General features: G+C 53.2%; 11 protein-coding genes. 9 read left to right on the top strand and 2 right to left on the bottom strand.

What is annotated here, in order from left to right; all coding sequences use genetic code 11:
* The 7 genes from K0B01_03045 to K0B01_03015 form a co-directional block, all read left to right on the top strand.
* Positions 1-483 (top strand): DUF4143 domain-containing protein (locus K0B01_03045; GenBank protein ID MBW6485114.1); only part of this gene is annotated, 483 nt, incomplete at its 5' end.
* 441 nt (positions 484-924) lie between these two features.
* The gene (locus K0B01_03040) at positions 925-4,311 is read left to right on the top strand and encodes a hypothetical protein (protein ID MBW6485113.1); all 3,387 of its coding nucleotides are present in this window, start codon (positions 925-927) and stop codon (positions 4,309-4,311) included.
* Positions 4,308-7,649: an Eco57I restriction-modification methylase domain-containing protein gene (locus tag K0B01_03035; protein MBW6485112.1), complete on the top strand. Its 3,342-nt coding sequence runs from the start codon at positions 4,308-4,310 to the stop codon at positions 7,647-7,649. Before K0B01_03040 ends, K0B01_03035 begins: the two co-directional genes overlap by 4 nt.
* Positions 7,627-8,082 (top strand): hypothetical protein, encoded by a 456-nt coding sequence (locus tag K0B01_03030; protein MBW6485111.1) that lies wholly within the window; start codon positions 7,627-7,629, stop codon positions 8,080-8,082. Before K0B01_03035 ends, K0B01_03030 begins: the two co-directional genes overlap by 23 nt.
* A 77-nt stretch (positions 8,083-8,159) precedes the next feature.
* Positions 8,160-9,335, top strand: a complete 1,176-nt coding sequence (locus K0B01_03025) for an AAA family ATPase (protein ID MBW6485110.1) — start codon at positions 8,160-8,162, stop codon at positions 9,333-9,335.
* A complete protein-coding gene (locus K0B01_03020; protein MBW6485109.1) occupies positions 9,332-9,991 on the top strand; it encodes a hypothetical protein in 660 nt (219 codons plus the stop codon). Before K0B01_03025 ends, K0B01_03020 begins: the two co-directional genes overlap by 4 nt.
* 7 nt (positions 9,992-9,998) lie before the next feature.
* The gene (locus tag K0B01_03015) at positions 9,999-10,685 is read left to right on the top strand and encodes a DNA-processing protein DprA (GenBank protein ID MBW6485108.1); all 687 of its coding nucleotides are present in this window, start codon (positions 9,999-10,001) and stop codon (positions 10,683-10,685) included.
* Between the two features lie 212 nt (positions 10,686-10,897).
* Here the strand turns inward: K0B01_03015 and K0B01_03010 are convergent, their stop codons facing one another.
* Complete coding sequence (locus tag K0B01_03010) at positions 10,898-11,398, bottom strand: MogA/MoaB family molybdenum cofactor biosynthesis protein (GenBank protein ID MBW6485107.1); 501 nt, start codon at positions 11,396-11,398, stop codon at positions 10,898-10,900.
* On the bottom strand, positions 11,391-13,469 hold the full coding sequence (fusA, locus tag K0B01_03005) for an elongation factor G (GenBank protein ID MBW6485106.1): 2,079 nt from the start codon (positions 13,467-13,469) through the stop codon (positions 11,391-11,393). Before fusA ends, K0B01_03010 begins: the two co-directional genes overlap by 8 nt.
* 250 nt (positions 13,470-13,719) lie before the next feature.
* Here fusA and secA point away from each other — a divergent pair, with 250 nt between their 5' ends.
* Both secA and argJ read left to right on the top strand, forming a co-directional pair.
* A complete protein-coding gene (secA, locus tag K0B01_03000) occupies positions 13,720-16,245 on the top strand; it encodes a preprotein translocase subunit SecA (GenBank protein ID MBW6485105.1) in 2,526 nt (841 codons plus the stop codon).
* A 53-nt stretch (positions 16,246-16,298) separates the two neighbouring features.
* On the top strand, positions 16,299-17,495 hold the full coding sequence (gene argJ / locus K0B01_02995; GenBank protein MBW6485104.1) for a bifunctional glutamate N-acetyltransferase/amino-acid acetyltransferase ArgJ: 1,197 nt from the start codon (positions 16,299-16,301) through the stop codon (positions 17,493-17,495).
* Positions 17,496-17,499: the final 4 nt, after the last annotated feature.

Here is a 17,499-nt window from a genome sequence, read left to right as displayed (position 1 = left end):
TGGCTTGACATTCTGGAGACGCTCTATGTCGTTTTCAAGGTGCCCCCTTTTCACCGAAACATTGCGAGGTCCATCTTGAAATCCCCGAAATACTATTTTTACGATACAGGTCAGGTGCCTGATGATCGGGGAATGAAGCTGGAAAATCTTGTTGCCTGCGCCCTGCTGAAAGAAACGCATTTTCGGGAGGATTGCCTTGGCGAAAAATGGGATGTTTTTTACATCAGAAACAAGGAAGGCCGAAAAATTGATTTCTTTTTAACCAAAGAGGATAGCCCCTCGCTGCTGGTTGAAGTTAAATGGGCAGGAGAGGAGAGGAGTCCCAACTTTGCCTTTTTCGATAAATATCTGACCGGTGCAAGAAAAATTCAGATTGTCAAGGAACTCAAAAGAGAGAAAACCTATCCCGACGGGCTGGAAATGCGAACCGCCCGAAGCTGGCTGTCCGAAATGCCTCTCGTAAAACCGGTGACATCATGCTGACGAGGGCTGACCCCCTCAACCCAAAGGACCCCCATGCCCTCAGACATGCACAACGAACGATGAAAATTAAGTTTGATGCGGTCGCGGGGCAGGGACATGGCATGCCCCGTGTCCCTGCGAAAACTTGGTTGCTCAATGTGTGGTATTAAACGGAAAAATTCTATTTTCACATGAGCCAATTGCAAAACTCCGTATGCGTCATTCCGGCGAAAACCTCAAAAGCGGAGCTTAATGTTCATAATCCAGTCATTTCAGTCCGTTCTGGGCCCCGGCTTATGCCGGGGCGACGGATAAGCTTATTTTGCAATTGGCTCCTATTATTATAGCTTTATTGCATCCATTGTGGTAGGTACAAGGCTCCTTGAGCCATCTGATATACAACGGACAGGCGGTACAGGCCTCCGCCCGGCATTTGTTCTGATTCAGGAGGACAATAACACAATGCCCCAGATATTCGACAATATAGAAAAACACCTTTTGCCCACCCTTTCGGAAGCGATGGGATTGTCGGAACGGGCGGATTTTTGCGTTGGTTATTTCAACCTGCGCGGATGGCGAAAAGTTGATTCACTGGTCGAGAAATGGACAGGAGGGGATGGCCATTGCTGCAGGCTTCTTGTCGGGATGCAGCAGATGCCGCAGGACCAACTGCGATCAGCCATGAGCCTGATCGGGGGCGAAGATCAAATTGATCAGGCAACGGCCATTGCCTTGAAGCGTAAGCTTGCTGAGGATTTTCGCGATCAGCTTACCATAGGGATTCCAACAAACGATGATGAAGAGGGCCTTCGCCGCCTTGCGGCACAAATTACAGCGCGGAAGCTGATCGTAAAGCTATTCCTTCGCCATCCACTTCACGCGAAACTCTATCTGTGTTTCCGGCAAGATCCCCTTAATCCCAAGATCGGTTATTTGGGCAGCAGCAATCTGACTTTGGCTGGTCTTTCTAAGCAGGGCGAACTCAATGTAGATGTTCTTGACCGCGATGCTTGTGACAAACTTGCCAGGTGGTTCAAAGACCGTTGGGAGGACAGGTTCTGCATCGATATTTCTAAGGAGCTTGTCGAGATCATCAACACCAGTTGGGCGCGCCCCGATCCGATTCCTCCGTATCACATTTACGTTAAGATGGCCTATCACCTTTCCCATGAGGCGCGGTCCGGTCTGACGGAATTCCGTATCCCCAGCGATTTCGGCGACAGACTTTTTGAATTTCAAAAGGCGGCGGTGAAGATTGCCGCCCACCATTTGAACAAGCGCGGGGGCGTTGTAATCGGCGACGTTGTTGGGCTCGGCAAGACGCTGATGGCGACTGCGCTCGCCCGCATCTTCGAGGATGATCACGGCGTCGAAACACTCATTATATGTCCGAAGAACTTGGTGAGGATGTGGGAGGATTACCGTCAAGAATATCGTCTTCGGGCCAAGGTGCTTTCCATTACCCAGGCTCAAGGCGAGCTTCCAGATCTGAGGCGGTTCCGTCTGGTGCTTATAGACGAGAGCCACAACCTGCGAAACAGAGAAGGCAGTCGTTATCGTGCTATTGCCGAGTATATCGCTACCAATGACAATCGCGTGATTTTGCTTTCGGCCACGCCATACAACAAGACCTACATTGATCTGTCGAACCAGCTCCGACTATTCATTGACGAAAAGAAGGACATCGGCATTCGCCCTGAGAAGCTGCTCCGTGAGCTCGGTGAGACGGAATTCATCCGGCGCCACCAATGTCCGCCTCGATCACTGGCTGCCTTCGAGAAGAGCGAATACGCTGACGACTGGCGGGATCTCATGCGGCTCTATCTTGTCCGCCGCACTCGAAGCTTTATCGAGAGTAACTACGCCAAGTTGGACCACGAGCGCAACCGAAAGTATCTCGAATTCTCGGACGGCACGAGATCCTACTTTCCAACGCGCATCCCCAAGACGGTCAAGTTCACGATCAACGAGAAAGACATTAACGACCCTTATGCGCGCCTGTTTTCAGACGACGGAGTCGATACGGTAAACGGACTGGCGCTTCCGCGATACGGCTTGGGCAACTATGTGAAGCCTTCACCCCACGAACCGCCGACACCCGACGAAGCGAGGGTGCTGGCCGATTTGTCCCGCGCGGGCACGCGACTGAAGGGGTTCTGCCGCACGAACCTCTTCAAGCGTTTGGAGAGCAGCGGGCAAGCGTTCACCCTATCCATCGAGCGGCACATCCTCCGCAACTTTATCTGCCTCCATGCCATTGAGAACGAGCTGCCCATCCCAATCGGGACACAAGACATGGGCCTGCTCGATACCTGGGCGAATGACCAGGACACCGACTTATGGGATCCCGCTGCCGACAATGACGACAATAACAACGCGACCGCAGATCCTGCCGTCACGACCTCGCATGTGGCAACCGAACGGGAATTTCAGGAGCGAGCATCCAATGTATACGACACTTATGCGAAACAGTTCCGCCGCAGGTTCAAGTGGCTCAAGCCTGAGCTTTTCAATGATGCCCTGGCCAAGGATCTGCGTAAGGACATCAGTTCGCTGATGAATGTCCTGAAAGAGGCCGGCGGATGGGATTCCAAGCGTGACACGAAACTACAAGAACTTGCAACTCTCTTGACCAAAAAGCACACCAACGACAAAGTCCTGGTATTCTCCCAGTTTGCCGACACGGTGGATTATCTTGCCGTTCAACTGAAGGCGGCAGGTCTGCAGGCTCTCGAAGGCGTCACCGGCGACACGGACGATCCCACAGCCATTGCCTACCGTTTCAGCCCAGTCAGCAATAACAAACACATCAAGCCGGAAGATGAGCTGCGCGTCGTTCTTGCCACCGACGTGCTCAGCGAAGGCCAGAACCTCCAGGACTGTTCAATCGTCGTGAACTACGACCTGCCCTGGGCTATCATCCGCCTGATCCAGCGCGCCGGTCGTGTGGACCGTATCGGGCAAAAGTCGGATAAGATACTGTGCTACTCATTCTTGCCTGCCGATGGTGTGGAAAGGATCATTCGTCTTCGCTCACGGGTTCAACAGCGCCTGCGGGAGAACGCCGAGGTTGTCGGCACTGATGAGATGTTCTTCGAAGATCAGGACAATGACCAGGTGGTTCGCGATTTGTTCACTGAGAAGGCGGGTATCCTGGACGGCGACGAAGACACGGAGGTTGACCTGGCCTCCTATGCGTACCAGATATGGAAAAACGCCATTGACCGAAATCCCGAACTGGCGAAGATCATCCCGGCCATGCCGAACGTGGTTTACTCGACGCGGCCGCATAAGCCGACGGCCAATCAGCCGGAGGGGGCGTTGGTTTACCTTCGAACCGCCGAGGGCAATGATGCCCTCGCCTGGATCGATAAGAACGGCAACAGCGTTACCGAATCTCAGTTTACGATTTTAAAAGCCGCCGAATGCCTTCCCGACACCCCGGCTCTGCCACGCCATAACGATCACCATGAGATGGTCGCCAAGGGCGTAAAAATGATTGTTGAGACCGAGAAATCCGTCGGCGGCCAACTCGGCCGCCCCTCCGGCGCCCGTTTCCGCACTTACGAACGCCTCAAAGCATACGCCGAAGAAATCAAGGGCGCCCTTTTCGATACGCCTGAACTCCGCAAGGCCATTGAGGACATTTACAAGTGTCCGCTGCTCCAGTCCGCAACCGACACACTGAACCGGCAGCTCAAGAGCGGCATCAGCAACCAGGCGCTGGCCGATCTGGCAGTATCGCTTCGCGCCGATGCCCGCCTCTGCCGCGTCGCTGAGACTGTCGAGTCGGTTGAACCCCGGGTGATTTGTTCCCTTGGCCTTAAGAGTGAGGATGCAGCATCATGAGAATCAATGTAACCGATGTCCGCCAATGCCTTAAATCGTTCGATTTCAAAACTCTTTTTCGCGAGCATCTTGGCTGGGATAATTACCAGGCAGCGCTGGAAATCCCGGTGGATGGACGAACCATTTTCCTGAGCGCCATCGCCCAGAAACGGGGATTTGTCGCCTTCGTTTGCGACGGCCCCATCCCGGACCGTGCCGTACGCCTGAAGATCGACCACCAGACCACCAAATCTGTCCACGAGCATTTCGTCATTTACGCCGACAGGGGCGCCGGACAGCAGGTGTGGCAATGGGTCCGCCGTGAGCAGGGCAAGCCCCTGGCCAGTCGCGACCACCGTTTTGACATCCGCCAATCGGGCGACCCCCTTATCCAGCGGCTTGATCAGATAGCTGTAAGCCTTGATGAGGAGGAACAAATCACCGTCGTGGATGTGGCGGGACGCACCCGGGCTGCCTTTGACGTGGACAGGATTACCAAACGCTTCTACGATCGCTTCAAGACCGAGCATGCCGCCTTTCTCGATTTTATCACGGGCATCAAGGCCGTCGCCGATCTTCAGTGGTACACCTCGCTCATGCTCAACCGGTTGATGTTCATCTACTTCATTCAGAAGAAAGGCTTCCTCGATGGCGATACGGATTACCTCCGCAATCGGCTGAAGATGGTTGAGCAGGCGAGGGGCAGGGATAAGTTCCAGTCCTTCTACCGCTATTTCCTCTTGCGGCTCTTTCAGGATGGCCTGGGCAGATCTCCGGAAGAACGCAGGTTTGATCCAATAATGGAGAAACTGCTCGGCAAGGTTCCCTACTTGAACGGCGGTTTCTTTGAAGTCCATGATCTTGAAAAGCGTTATCCTGAGATCGATATCCCGGACAAAGCATTCGAAAATCTCTTCGATTTCTTCGACCGGTACAACTGGCACCTTGACGAGCGTCCATTGCGCGCCGACAACGAAATCAACCCCGATGTGGTCGGCTACATCTTTGAGAAATACATCAACCAGAAGCAGATGGGCGCCTACTACACCAAAGAGGACATCACCGAATACATCAGCAAAAATACCGTTATCCCGTTCATCTTCGATGCTGCCCAAAAGAAGTGCGCCATCGCCTTCAACCCCGACGGCGCTCTCTGGCGCTTGTTGCGCGATAACCCGGAGCGCTACATATATTCTGCTGTCCTTCATGGAGTGCTCCGCGAAGACGGTTCCCTTGTTTCTGAGTCCGAGTTGCCCGATTTCGTGCAAAAGGGCATGCACGACCCCGAGGCCCGCATGCACGAAAACCGCTACAACCTCCAGCAGGCGCCGGGCGGTGATCCAATACGTCTGGTCACCGAAACCTGGCGCGAATATGTCTATCGTCGAACCCGCTGCCTGGAGGTGCACGAGAGACTCCAAAGGGGTGAAGTCTGTCAGATCAATGACCTGATCACACTGAACCTGGACATCTGGCAGTTAGCCCGAGACGCCATTATCAACGCCGAAGGGCCGGAGCTGCTGCGCGCCTTCTGGTATGCCATCGAGAAGCTCACCGTTCTTGATCCGACCTGCGGTTCGGGCGCATTTCTGTTCGCCGCCCTGCGGATTCTCGAGACACTTTACGGAGATTGCCTGGAGCGGATGGAAAGGTTTATCGAGGACCTTGAGGGAAAGCCTCATCATCCGGAACAATACAGCGACTTCAAAAAAGTTCTGGCCCGGATCGAAAAGCACCCCAATGAGCGCTACTTCATTCTCAAGTCCATTATCATCAACAATCTCTATGGCGTGGACATCATGGAAGAAGCGGTGGAAATCTGCAAGCTGCGCCTCTTCCTCAAGCTTGTTGCCCAGGTGGAAACGGCAGAACAGATCGAGCCGCTGCCGGATGTAGATTTCAACATCCGCGCAGGCAATACTCTGGTTGGCTATGCCACGGCAGATCAGGTGCGTAAGGCCTTTACGGAAGAGCGTCAATCCGATCGGCAGGTTCAGGGCCGGCTGCTCATGGGCGAAGATGAGGATAACTACAAGTGTTTTGAAGATGACATGGAGATTGTTAAACTGGCTTTCCGGGAGTATCGCCACCAGCAAACAACATACGGCGGTAGGGTCACGCACAAGGACAAACTGGATTTGCGCAAACGCCTTGCCGAACTCGATGCGGAACTCGACCGCAACCTCGTGGGCGAATATGGCATTACACCCAAAAACTATGGTTCAAAATCCGCTTATGAACAGGCGTTTAACCAATGGAAAGAAAGTCATCAGCCTCTCCATTGGTTTGTCGAGTTTTATGGAATTATGAGCGCGGGCGGGTTTGATGTTATTATTGGGAATCCTCCTTATGTGGAATATAGGAATGTTAGGCAAGATTATTGTGTTCACAACTTTGCTACAGAGTGTTGCGGAAATTTATTCGCTTTTGTAATTGAGCGGTCGTTTAACTTGGGAGTACCATGCGGACGTTTTGGCATGATCGTCCCGATTAGTATCGCATCCTCTGATAGGATGTCATCAGTCCGAGCAAAGTTGATGAATATTTGCGCGAGCGTATGGTTGAGTAATTTTGCTATCAGGCCACAACCCTTGTTTGCTGAGATTATGCAGCGTAATACGATTGCCGTTGCTGAGATTGGCCCGCGCCGAGGTGGGCGGCTTTTTTCAACCAATTATCTCCGCTGGTCTGCCGCTGAGAGAGAGACTCTGTTTGCCCGTCTATGTTACTCCGATGTCACAGAGGTACAAGCAGTCAAAGGAATTATTCCAAAAGTAGCATCTCACCCCTCTGAATCACTACTCCGAAAAATTATAAATACCTCATCACGAATTGGTCAACTTACCGGGCCGTCCAGCGGATCGCTATACTTTCATGATAGTGGGGAGTCCTACTGGACAAAGACGCTCTGTGATAAGCCTGTCGCCTACCGGAATGGTGTGAAAGTTGATCCGTCGCAATGGTTTCCTATTCAAGTTTTGGAGAGGGAAAGAGCGTTTGTCTATTTAGTTCTGAATTCAAATCTGTTCTACTGGCTGTGGACGGTATACACGGATTGTCGTCACATGACGAGAGGCTTCATCAATGACATGCCGCTACCCACCGATCGGCATTGCGATAACAACCTGTTGGATCGACTTCACCGAGCATATGATGAGAACACTACTTTATTCGAGAAGCGGCAGGGATACAAGTCGCCAGAGATAACTGTTCACAATTTCAAACCCCTCCTTGACGAAATCGACAAAGTGCTTGCTCAGCACTACGGCTTCACCGACGAGGAACTGGACTTCATCATCAATTACGACATCAATTACCGCATGGGAAACACCGACGATGAAAATGGTGATGATGGGTAAAGGGGGAAAGGCGATTTTTATGTTTAAGCCGAAATTTAACTACACCGATCAGATGGTCGGTTTTTTAACCCGGATAGCCGTGGCCAGGGAGGTTATCCTCGGTGCGCCGCTGATTCCCCGGTGGGAAATATCCCTGCGACGGGAGGCCATTGTTCGTAGCGCACATTCTTCGACCAGCATCGAGGGCAACAGCCTTTCGCTGGAGCAGGTAAGCGATCTTGCCGCCGGGCGCAAAATCATGGCCAAACGAAAAGACAAGGAAGAAGTCCTCAATTATATTCAAGTTCTCGAAAAATTGGACACCCTGTCCACGAACAGTGAAATCTCGGAAGCGAATATCAAAAACATCCAGAAACTGCTGACGGTCAACACGATTGACGACCCTCGGGATTGCGGCGCTTACCGGAGTGAAACCAATAAAAAGGAAAATTAAGAAAAAAAAGAAGGAATGGATTTGGTATTCTGATATGATTTAACTCGATTAATGACTGATTTATTGAGGAGCTCATTATGAAGATAAAGGAAAAGGGCAGGGGCGGAAAAAGCGAATCCGTCCGGGAAGATGTCGCCCCCTTCGCGGTGCCATTGAATAACGTGGAAACATTGTTGCCGTACAGTAGTTTCCAGGTCCGGCGCTTCCGGTGCTTGAAGGAAATCGTTATTGAACCGCTGGAGCAGGTTAATCTGATTACAGGCAAGAATGATGTGGGTAAAACCACGCTGCTGGAGGCACTGTTTCTTCATATCGGCGAGACCAATCCGGAATTGGCGCTGCGGATTGGCAACTGGCGTGGACTGAGCCTGGAGATGTTTTCTTCCTGGCGCTCGCTATTCTGGCAATTTGAAGACGACAAATCCATTGAGCTTGCCGCCACAACCATAAAAGGCATAAAACGTTCGCTGACAATTACGGCAAAAGCAGCCGAGGCGACAGTCATAGAGGAATTGTCGCCAAAAGAGGGAGCGGATTTTGTCAGGAGTTCAGGAGTAGAAATTACCTTTGACTATGCCGCCGAAAAAGGGAAACGTGAAAAGGTGGTTGCCGTGCCATACCAGGTCGGTCAGGGGGATGTGCTCAGGTTTGAATTAAGGATGAAAACGCCTGTACGACGAAATGCCTCGTTGAGCGGCATATTTTTGAATTCCCGCGGCATTGCAAACGTCGTGGAAGAAAACCGTCGCTTCAGTCAGTTGATAATGAAAAAACGAGACCATCTGCTCCTCGAGGCCTTACAAATCATCGAACCACGCCTGGAAAAAATCGAGATTCTTTCCCCTCAGGGCGCCCCCATGATGTGGGGCCATTTGAAAGGCTGCCTTGAGCCGATACCCCTTTCTCTGTTTGGCGACGGAACGCGAAGGCTTGCCTCGTTAATTCTGGCCATTGGGGAGGCGCAGGGGGGCGTGGTGCTGGTGGATGAAATTGAAAACGGCATCCACCACTCCGTGTTGAAAGACATGTGGCGCGTTGTTGCCGCGGCGGCAAGCCTTTTCAATACCCAGGTTTTTGCTACCACGCACAGTCATGAATGCCTGGTTGCCGCACATGAGGCATATATGGAAAGAGAACATTACCGTTTCCGGCTTCATCGGCTGGACAGGAAAAACGGGGATATTCGAGCCGTCACCTATGATCGGGACAGTCTGCAGGGCGCTTTGTCCATACCCCTTGAGGTGAGGGGATGAAGAAGATCGCCTGTCCTGCATGTGGAATAGAAATAAGCGATCTGCCTTTGAAGCTGCAAAAAAGTAAGCTGCTCCTGGTGGAAGGCAGGGATGAGGAAGAATTTTTCGGTGGATTGTTGCGCCATCTGGAGATAGACGACATCCAGGTGATCCCTGTCGGCGGGAAGGATCAATTCGCTGGTAAGCTGCAAGGATTGATAAAAGATCCTGACTTCGCCGACATCATCTGTATGGGCATTGTAAGGGATGCCGATGACGACCCGAAGGCAACGCTGCAAAGTATTGGCGACGCCCTGAAACAAGCCAGTTTGCCGGTTCCCAAAAAGGCAATGGCAAAGGCAAAACATAATGGCTCGCCCGACGTTATCATCATGATTCTTCCGAGCGCTGATGAGAGGGGCGCCCTTGAGGATATTTGCCTTGCGGCTGTAAAAGAAGATAACGCCAGCGCGTGTGTTGAGCAGTATTTGACCTGTCTCAAAGAGCAGAACGTTGCCGGTCCAAAACAAAAATGGTTGAACAAAGCCCGCGTGCGCGTCTTTCTGAGTTCCAAAGAAGAACCAACCTTGTCTCTGGGTATCGCCGCCCAAAGAGGCTACTGGCCCTTTGATCACAATGTTTTTGACGATGTTAAGAAGTTTCTGAAATCGGTGTAAGGCAATAATGAAAGAACTGGGCAGTGTCAAAACGGTGAACGCGCAACGAATCGTCCAGGGAGGCAGCGATTATCCAACGGTCCTGCAAAACCGCCTTTTCCAAGATGCGCCTCCTCAACTGGTTGCGCTGGGCGAAACGGTTGTTTTGGGTCGGCGTCTGCTGGGCCTGATTTGCTCGATTCAGTGTCCCGGCAGTCTTGTCCTCAAAACATTTGACGCCATCCGTGCCTTGCGGGATGCGGGAATGGCGGTAGTGGGCGGCTTCCTTTCGCCGATGGAGCAGGATTGTCTGGATATTCTGTTGCGCGGCAGGCAGCCGATCATTCTCTGCCCGGCAAGAGGGTTGAAAGGTTTGCGCCTCGGTGAAAAGGAAAGGCAAGCAATTGACGAAGGCCGTTTGCTTGTGCTTTCCGCATTTGCCGATGATGTCCGGCATACGACGGCCGCGCAGGCGGTAAGGCGGAACAATCTGGTTGCCGCCCTTGCCGATGCGCTTCTGGTTCCCTACGCCTCCCCCAACGGCAAGACCTGGACAACCGTCCATGCCGCGCTGAAAAGAAAACAGCCGGTGTTTACATTCGATGTGGAAGATAACGCCGATCTTCTCAAAGCAGGCGCGCGACCCTTTGAACTTCTGTTGGAGCAGGCGAATTCTCCTCAAACACAGAACGACCAATTCACTGTACCGCAATGAGGGCGCATACGAATGATATCCAACTCTTCCCACATGCTGCGGCCCGGGAAACTGGGCAGCGCCTGTCCTCGCGCCAGGCTGATGGTTTTTGGGTCAGGTTCTCCGGCAAAGGGGATTTTTGATATGAATTGGCCAGGTTGCCGAGAATGCCTCAGTGTCAGCAGCTATCGGAAATGCTTGGTTAAATGCTTATGAATTATATTCAACAGCACTCATGTCGCACAGTCGCGGGTGTCTCCCTGGATCTTTTCAATCGCATGATTCAGGGCCGGCAGGACGACGTTGAGATTTTCGCGGGCGCCGCGGGGGCTCCCGGGTAGGTTGATAATCAGGGTCTGGTTGAGGATGCCGGCGATGGCGCGCGAGATCATCGCGTGCGGGGTGACAAGGCCGCTTTGCCGGCGCATCTCTTCCGCCATGCCGGGGATTTCCCGTTCGATAACTTCGCGGGTGGCGTCGGGGGTTACGTCCCGGGGACTGACGCCGGTGCCGCCGGTCGTCAGGAGCAGATCGATTTTATTGCCTGCGCAGAATTCCACAAGCGTCTGCCGGATAACCTCCTTTTCGTCGGGGATTATCCGCCGGGCGACTATTTCTATCCCGATTGACTCGAGGATGCGGGCAATCTCCGGGCCGCTTTTGTCTTCCCTTTCACCGCGCGCTCCCCGGTCGCTGACCGTTACCACCGCGGCGCGAAATTTTGTCTCAGGCATCGGTCTTCTTCGCTTCCGCAATGATCTTTTCGGCTATGAACGAGGGAACCTCCTCGTAGTGTGAATGGGTGTAGGTGAAGTTGCCGCGGCCGCTTGTCATCGAGCGGAGATCGGGGGCGTAGCGGAGAATCTCCGCCAGCGGCGCCTGCCCCTTGATGATCTGGTTGTGGCCGAGGGAATCCATTCCGAGCACCTTGCCGCGCCTGCTGTTCAGATCACCGATCACGTCGCCCATGTATTCATCGGGAATCTCGATTACAATATTGACGATGGGTTCCAGGAGAATCGGCTGGCAATCGAGCACCCCCTTCTTGAAACCGAGGGAGCCCGCAATCTTGAAGGCCATTTCCGAGGAGTCAACCGTGTGATATGACCCGTCCACCAACGCCACCCGGAGGTCAACTACCGGGTAGCCGGCGAGGATTCCCTCTTCCATCGCCTCCACGATCCCCTTTTCCACGGCGGGACGGTACTGCTGCGGAATAACGCCGCCAAAGATCTTGTCGGCAAACTCAAAACCCGACCCCCGCGGCAAAGGTTCGATCTCCAGCCAGGTGTCGCCGAACTGACCGCGACCGCCGGACTGCTTTTTGTAACGGCCCTGTATCCTTGTCTTGCCCTTGATGGTTTCCCGGTAAGGAACCTTGGGCGTCTTCAGGATGACCTCGAGACCGAATTTGCGCTTCATCTTCTCGACGGCGACCTCGATATGGATCTGTCCCATGCCGGAGAGGATCATCTCGTTGGTCTGATCGTTTCTGTTGAATGATAAAGTCATATCCTCGTCGATCAGACGGTTTATCGAGGTGCTGAGCTTGTCTTCGTCGCCGCGTGATTTTGCCTCTACTGCAAAAGAGATAATCGGGACAGGCGGGATCATGCGGGGATAAACAATCGGTGCTTTTTCAGCGCACAGCGTGTCCCCCGTTGCCGTTTCCTTCAATTTTGCAACCGCGGCGATGTCGCCCGGGACCAGGCTTTCTGCCGGCTTCTGGCTCTTTCCTTCCAAGAAGAAGATGGTGCTGATCCTTTCCGTCAGATTGCGGGAGGCATTGTAGAGCCCCTGATCGGCGCTGAGGGTTCCGGAATAGACGCGAAAGAGGGTCAGGCGGCCGGCGAAGGGGTCGGCAATCGTCTTGAAAACGAAGGCCGAGAAAGGGGCGCTTTCTTCCGGCGCACGGACTTCCTGCTCCTCGCTTCCCAATTTTGTGCCGTAAATGTCTCCCCGATCGACAGGAGATGGACAATAATGGGCGATTGCATCGAGAAAGGGATGGATGCCGATATGCTTCAGCGCCGAACCGCAGTAAACAGGAATCAGCGAGCCTTTCAGGATTCCTTTTTTGAGACCCTCTTCCATGTCCTCGGGGCTCAGTTCTCCGCTTTCCAGATATTTGTTCATGAGGCTGTCGTCGGTCTCGGCGATGTCTTCAGTGAGTATTTCCCGGTACTTCTGCACTGTGTCGGCCATATCGGCAGGGATATCGACTGCCTTCACTCCCTTTTTCTGCTCGTCGTACTGCAGCGCCTTCATTATCGTCAGGTCAACCACGCCGGTAAAGGAGTCTTCCTTGCCGATCGGCAGCGCGCAGATCGTGGTCTTGGCGCCGAGACGATTTTTGACGCTTTCAACCGCCTTGAAGAAATCAGACCGTTCCCGATCCAGACGGTTGACGAAGACTACTCGGGGGAGGTGAAACTCGTTTGCATATTCCCACACCTTTTCCGTCTGAAATTCAACGCCGCCCACGGCATCGATAAGCACTACCGCCCCGTCTGCCACCCGGAGGCAGCTTTTCGTGTCGAAAGCGAAATTGGAGTCCCCCGGCGTGTCAATGATGTTTATCCGGCTTTTGTTCCAGTCGATACTGTTGGTTGCGGAGTTGATGGAGACATGCTTTTTCTGTTCTTCCGGTTCATAATCCATAACGGATGATCCGTCATCAACACGGCCGGGCCGGTCGGTTTTCCCGGACAGGTAAAGGAATGACTCGCATAATGTTGTTTTGCCTGTTCCGCCATGGCCGACGATGGTCATGTTTCTTATAGATTTTGATTCGTATTTTGACATGGACGCTCCTTTCAGATTATCTTTGATGCCACTGGTATGCGGGTGCATTTATTAGCGTAACCGTAATTGCAAAGTCAAGATAAATCTGGAATAAAATAGTCGCTTGACTTTGGGGGGCAGTATGGTATCTTCAGCCAACAGTTAACTGATGATATTCTGGCTGATTATCGGGAATATGGAGCTTTATAAAAAAATGAATTTAATAGTCAACTGACCGAAGCTGGGGTCGGTTTTTTTTTGAAAGGATATTATGCTTGGTCTGGTTCTGAAAAAAATTTTCGGCAGCAAGAATGAAAGGGAGATAAAGCGGCTTTCGCTTATCCTGGATGAGGTAAACCGCCTCGAACCGTCGATCAAGGCCTTGAGCGATGAGGAGCTGAAAGCCAAGACCCCTTATTTCAAACAAAAGCTGGAAAGCGGGGCGGAGCTCGCAGACATTATGGTCGAGGCTTTTGCCGTCGCGCGCGAGGCTTCCTGGCGGACGCTCGGTATGCGGCCCTTTGATGTCCAGATTATCGGGGGACTGACGCTGCACGAGGGGAAGATTGCCGAGATGAAAACCGGCGAGGGAAAGACGCTGGCCGCGACTCTCCCCATTTACCTGAACGCCTTGACGGGCAAGGGTGTTCACCTGGTTACGGTCAACGACTACCTTGCCCAGCGGGATGCGGCCTGGATGGGGCCGATCTACAACTTCCTGGGTATGAACGTGGGCGTAATCGTCCACGGAATGGACGACGTCGAGCGCCGCGCCGCCTATCATTCAGATATCACTTACGGAACAAACAATGAGTTCGGGTTTGACTACCTGCGCGACAACATGAAGTTCAACATCGAGGAGTTTGTGCAGAGGGATTTTAACTACGCCATTGTTGACGAGGTGGACAGCATCCTGATCGATGAGGCGAGAACGCCGCTGATCATCTCCGGACCCTCGGAGGAATCTACCGATAAATATGCGCGGGTAAACGGGATAATCCCCAGCCTGCGCAAGGAAAAGGATTATGTCGTTGACGAAAAGAGCCGCACGGTCGTGCTCACGGAAGAGGGGGTGGCCAGCGTCGAGCATAGTCTCAAGGTGGAGAATCTCTACGAACCGGCAAATATAGACCTGCTGCACCATGTCAACCAGGCGCTGCGCGCCCACACCCTTTTCAAGCGGGATGTTGACTATCTGGTAAAGGACGGAAAGGTTGTCATAGTCGATGAGTTTACCGGCCGGGTAATGCCGGGAAGGAGATACAGCGACGGACTCCATCAGGCGCTCGAGGCCAAGGAACATGTAACGATCGAGCAGGAAAACCAGACAATGGCGTCGATCACCTTCCAGAATTATTTCCGCATGTATGAAAAACTGGCGGGCATGACCGGGACGGCGGACACCGAGGCGGAAGAGTTCAGCAAGATTTATAATCTGGAGGTTCTTGTCATCCCGACTAATATGCCGATGATCCGCGAGGATTTCTCCGATGTCATCTACAAGACGGAAAAAGAGAAGTTTAATGCTGTCATAGAAGAAATAAAGGATCTGCATGAAGCAAAAAGGCCCGTTCTGGTCGGGACAATTTCCATTGAAAAATCGGAATTGCTCAGCAAGTACCTCACCCGTACCGGCATCAAGCACCATGTTCTCAACGCGAAGAACCATGAGCGGGAGGCGGAAATCGTCGCTCAGGCCGGGCAGCCGGGACAGGTAACCATTTCGACCAATATGGCAGGAAGAGGCACCGACATCAAGCTGGGCGAAGGCGTCGCCGAGCTGGGCGGTCTCCATATCCTGGGGACGGAAAGACACGAAAGCCGCCGGATAGACAATCAGCTCCGGGGACGTTCCGGACGGCAGGGCGACATGGGTTCTTCGCGCTTCTATTTGTCGCTGGAAGATGATCTGCTCCGGATTTTCGGCGCCGAGCGGATCTCCGGCGTTATGGAGCGGATAGGGATGGAAGAGGGGGAGCCTATCGAACACAAGCTCATTTCCAGGGCGATCGAAAACGCCCAGAAACGTGTCGAGGGTCAGAATTTTGATATCCGCAAGCATTTGCTGGAATATGATGACGTGATGAACCGACAGCGCCAGGTGATCTACGAGCAGCGCAAAAGGGTGCTCAAGGGCGAGACGCTCCGGGAAGACATCAAGCAGATGATCCGGGAGATCGCCGATGAGATGGCCCCGGTTTACATCGATGAAAAGAGTCATCCGGAAGAGTGGAATCTGGGAGGATTCGACGACGAAATCTTCCACCGTTTCGGGCTGAAGCTTGATTTGGCGGAAACCGGCAGGGAAGCGGGACCGGAGGCGCTGCAGGGGATGCTTGTTGGGGCTCTCGAAGAACATCTGAAAAAAAAGGAGAACGATTTCGGCGAGTCCCTGATGGATTATCTGATGCGGGTGATCATGCTGCAGGCGATTGATTCCCAGTGGAAGGATCATCTGCTGGCGATGGATCACCTGAAAGAGGGAATAGGGCTCAGGGGCTACGGCCAGAAGGATCCGGTGCGGGAGTATCAGAAAGAGGGATACGACATGTTCATGGAGATGATCGGTCGGATCAAGTATGAAAGCGTCGAGAAGCTCTGCCTGGTGCAGGTCCGCCGCGAGGAAGAGGTAGAGCGGATCGAGGCAAAACAGCGCCGGAACTACAGGCTTTCCCGGGGCGAGGATGAAGCGCAGGCCGCCGCTCCCATCAAAAGAAGCAAGCCGAAAATCGGGCGCAATGACCCGTGTCCTTGCGGCAGCGGCAAAAAATACAAGAATTGCTGCGGCAGGGGCTGAAAAAGGCTCTGGCGCCGGCAGCGTTACGGCAGATGGTTGGTGACGAGGTTGTTATGAAAAAGGTTCAGGAATGCAAGGTTCCGGGATTTCTTGCCAATGGAATTCCGGTTGGCATCAAGGAAAACGGCGAGCGGGATTTGTCGCTGATTTTTTCGCGGCAACCGGCAACAACGTCCGCGGTTTTTACGACGAACTGTTTCAAGGCTGCCCCGGTGCAAGTCGATATGGAGAGAATCCGCTCCGGGAAGATTCAGGCGATCGTCATCAACAGCGGCGTCGCCAATGCCGCAACGGGCAAAGAGGGCATAGCCGATGCGCTGGCCGTTTCCCGGGCTCTCGCCGCAGAACTTGCCATTGATGAAGAAAGGATTTTTGTCGCCTCCACCGGCGTCATTGGACGCCGCTTGCCATTAGGAAAGATCGTGGGTGGAATTAAGGACTTGGTGGCCGGCCTTAATGAAAATGGCATTGCGGACGCCGAGGCGGGAATCATGACGACAGACCGGTTTCCCAAAATCGCCTTTCGCCGCGGCGCGATAGGAGGGTGCGAGATTTCCCTCTGCGGGATAGCCAAAGGGGCCGGGATGATCCAGCCCAACATGGCGACGATGCTGGCCTTTGTCATGACCGACGTGGCAATAGAAAAGGAGGCGCTTGATGCCCTGTTTCACCGTGCCGCAGCAGGCACTTTTAACGCTGTGACGGTTGACGGCTGTATGAGCACCAATGACACCGCCGTCATTATGGCCAATGGAGTGGCGGGCAACAGGCCCGTAAAAAAGGGGTCGCGCTCGGCGGCGCTCTTCGGGGAGATGCTTGCGGATTTGATGCTGGAGCTTGCCAAGAGCTTGGTACGGGATGGCGAGGGCGCCACAAAGATGATTGAGATAAATGTAACCGAGGCGCTTACGCAGAAAGATGCCGAGAAGGTCGCCTACGCCATTGCCAATTCCAATCTGGTGAAGACGGCATTTTTTGGAGAGGACCCGAATTGGGGGAGGATTATCTCCGCGGCGGGAGCGGTTGGCGTCGATTTGCCCGTTTTGCAGGTGAAGTTGTTCATAGAGGATGTCCCACTTTTTGCAGAAGGCAAAGGAGTGTCAGGAAGGGAAGATGAAATAGCAAAAATCATGAAAAGGCCGGAAATAAAAATCGGCATCTCGCTGGGGATGGGTAAAAAATCGTGGCGGGTTTGCACATCCGATCTTTCCTTCGACTACGTAAAAATCAACGCGCATTACCATACTTAACTGC

The organism is Syntrophobacterales bacterium (assembly GCA_019429105.1).
Classification (GTDB): Bacteria; Desulfobacterota; Syntrophia; order Syntrophales; family UBA5619; genus DYTH01.
The sequence above is the reverse complement of the archived record's forward strand: the minus strand, read 5'-3'. Positions and strand labels throughout refer to the sequence as shown.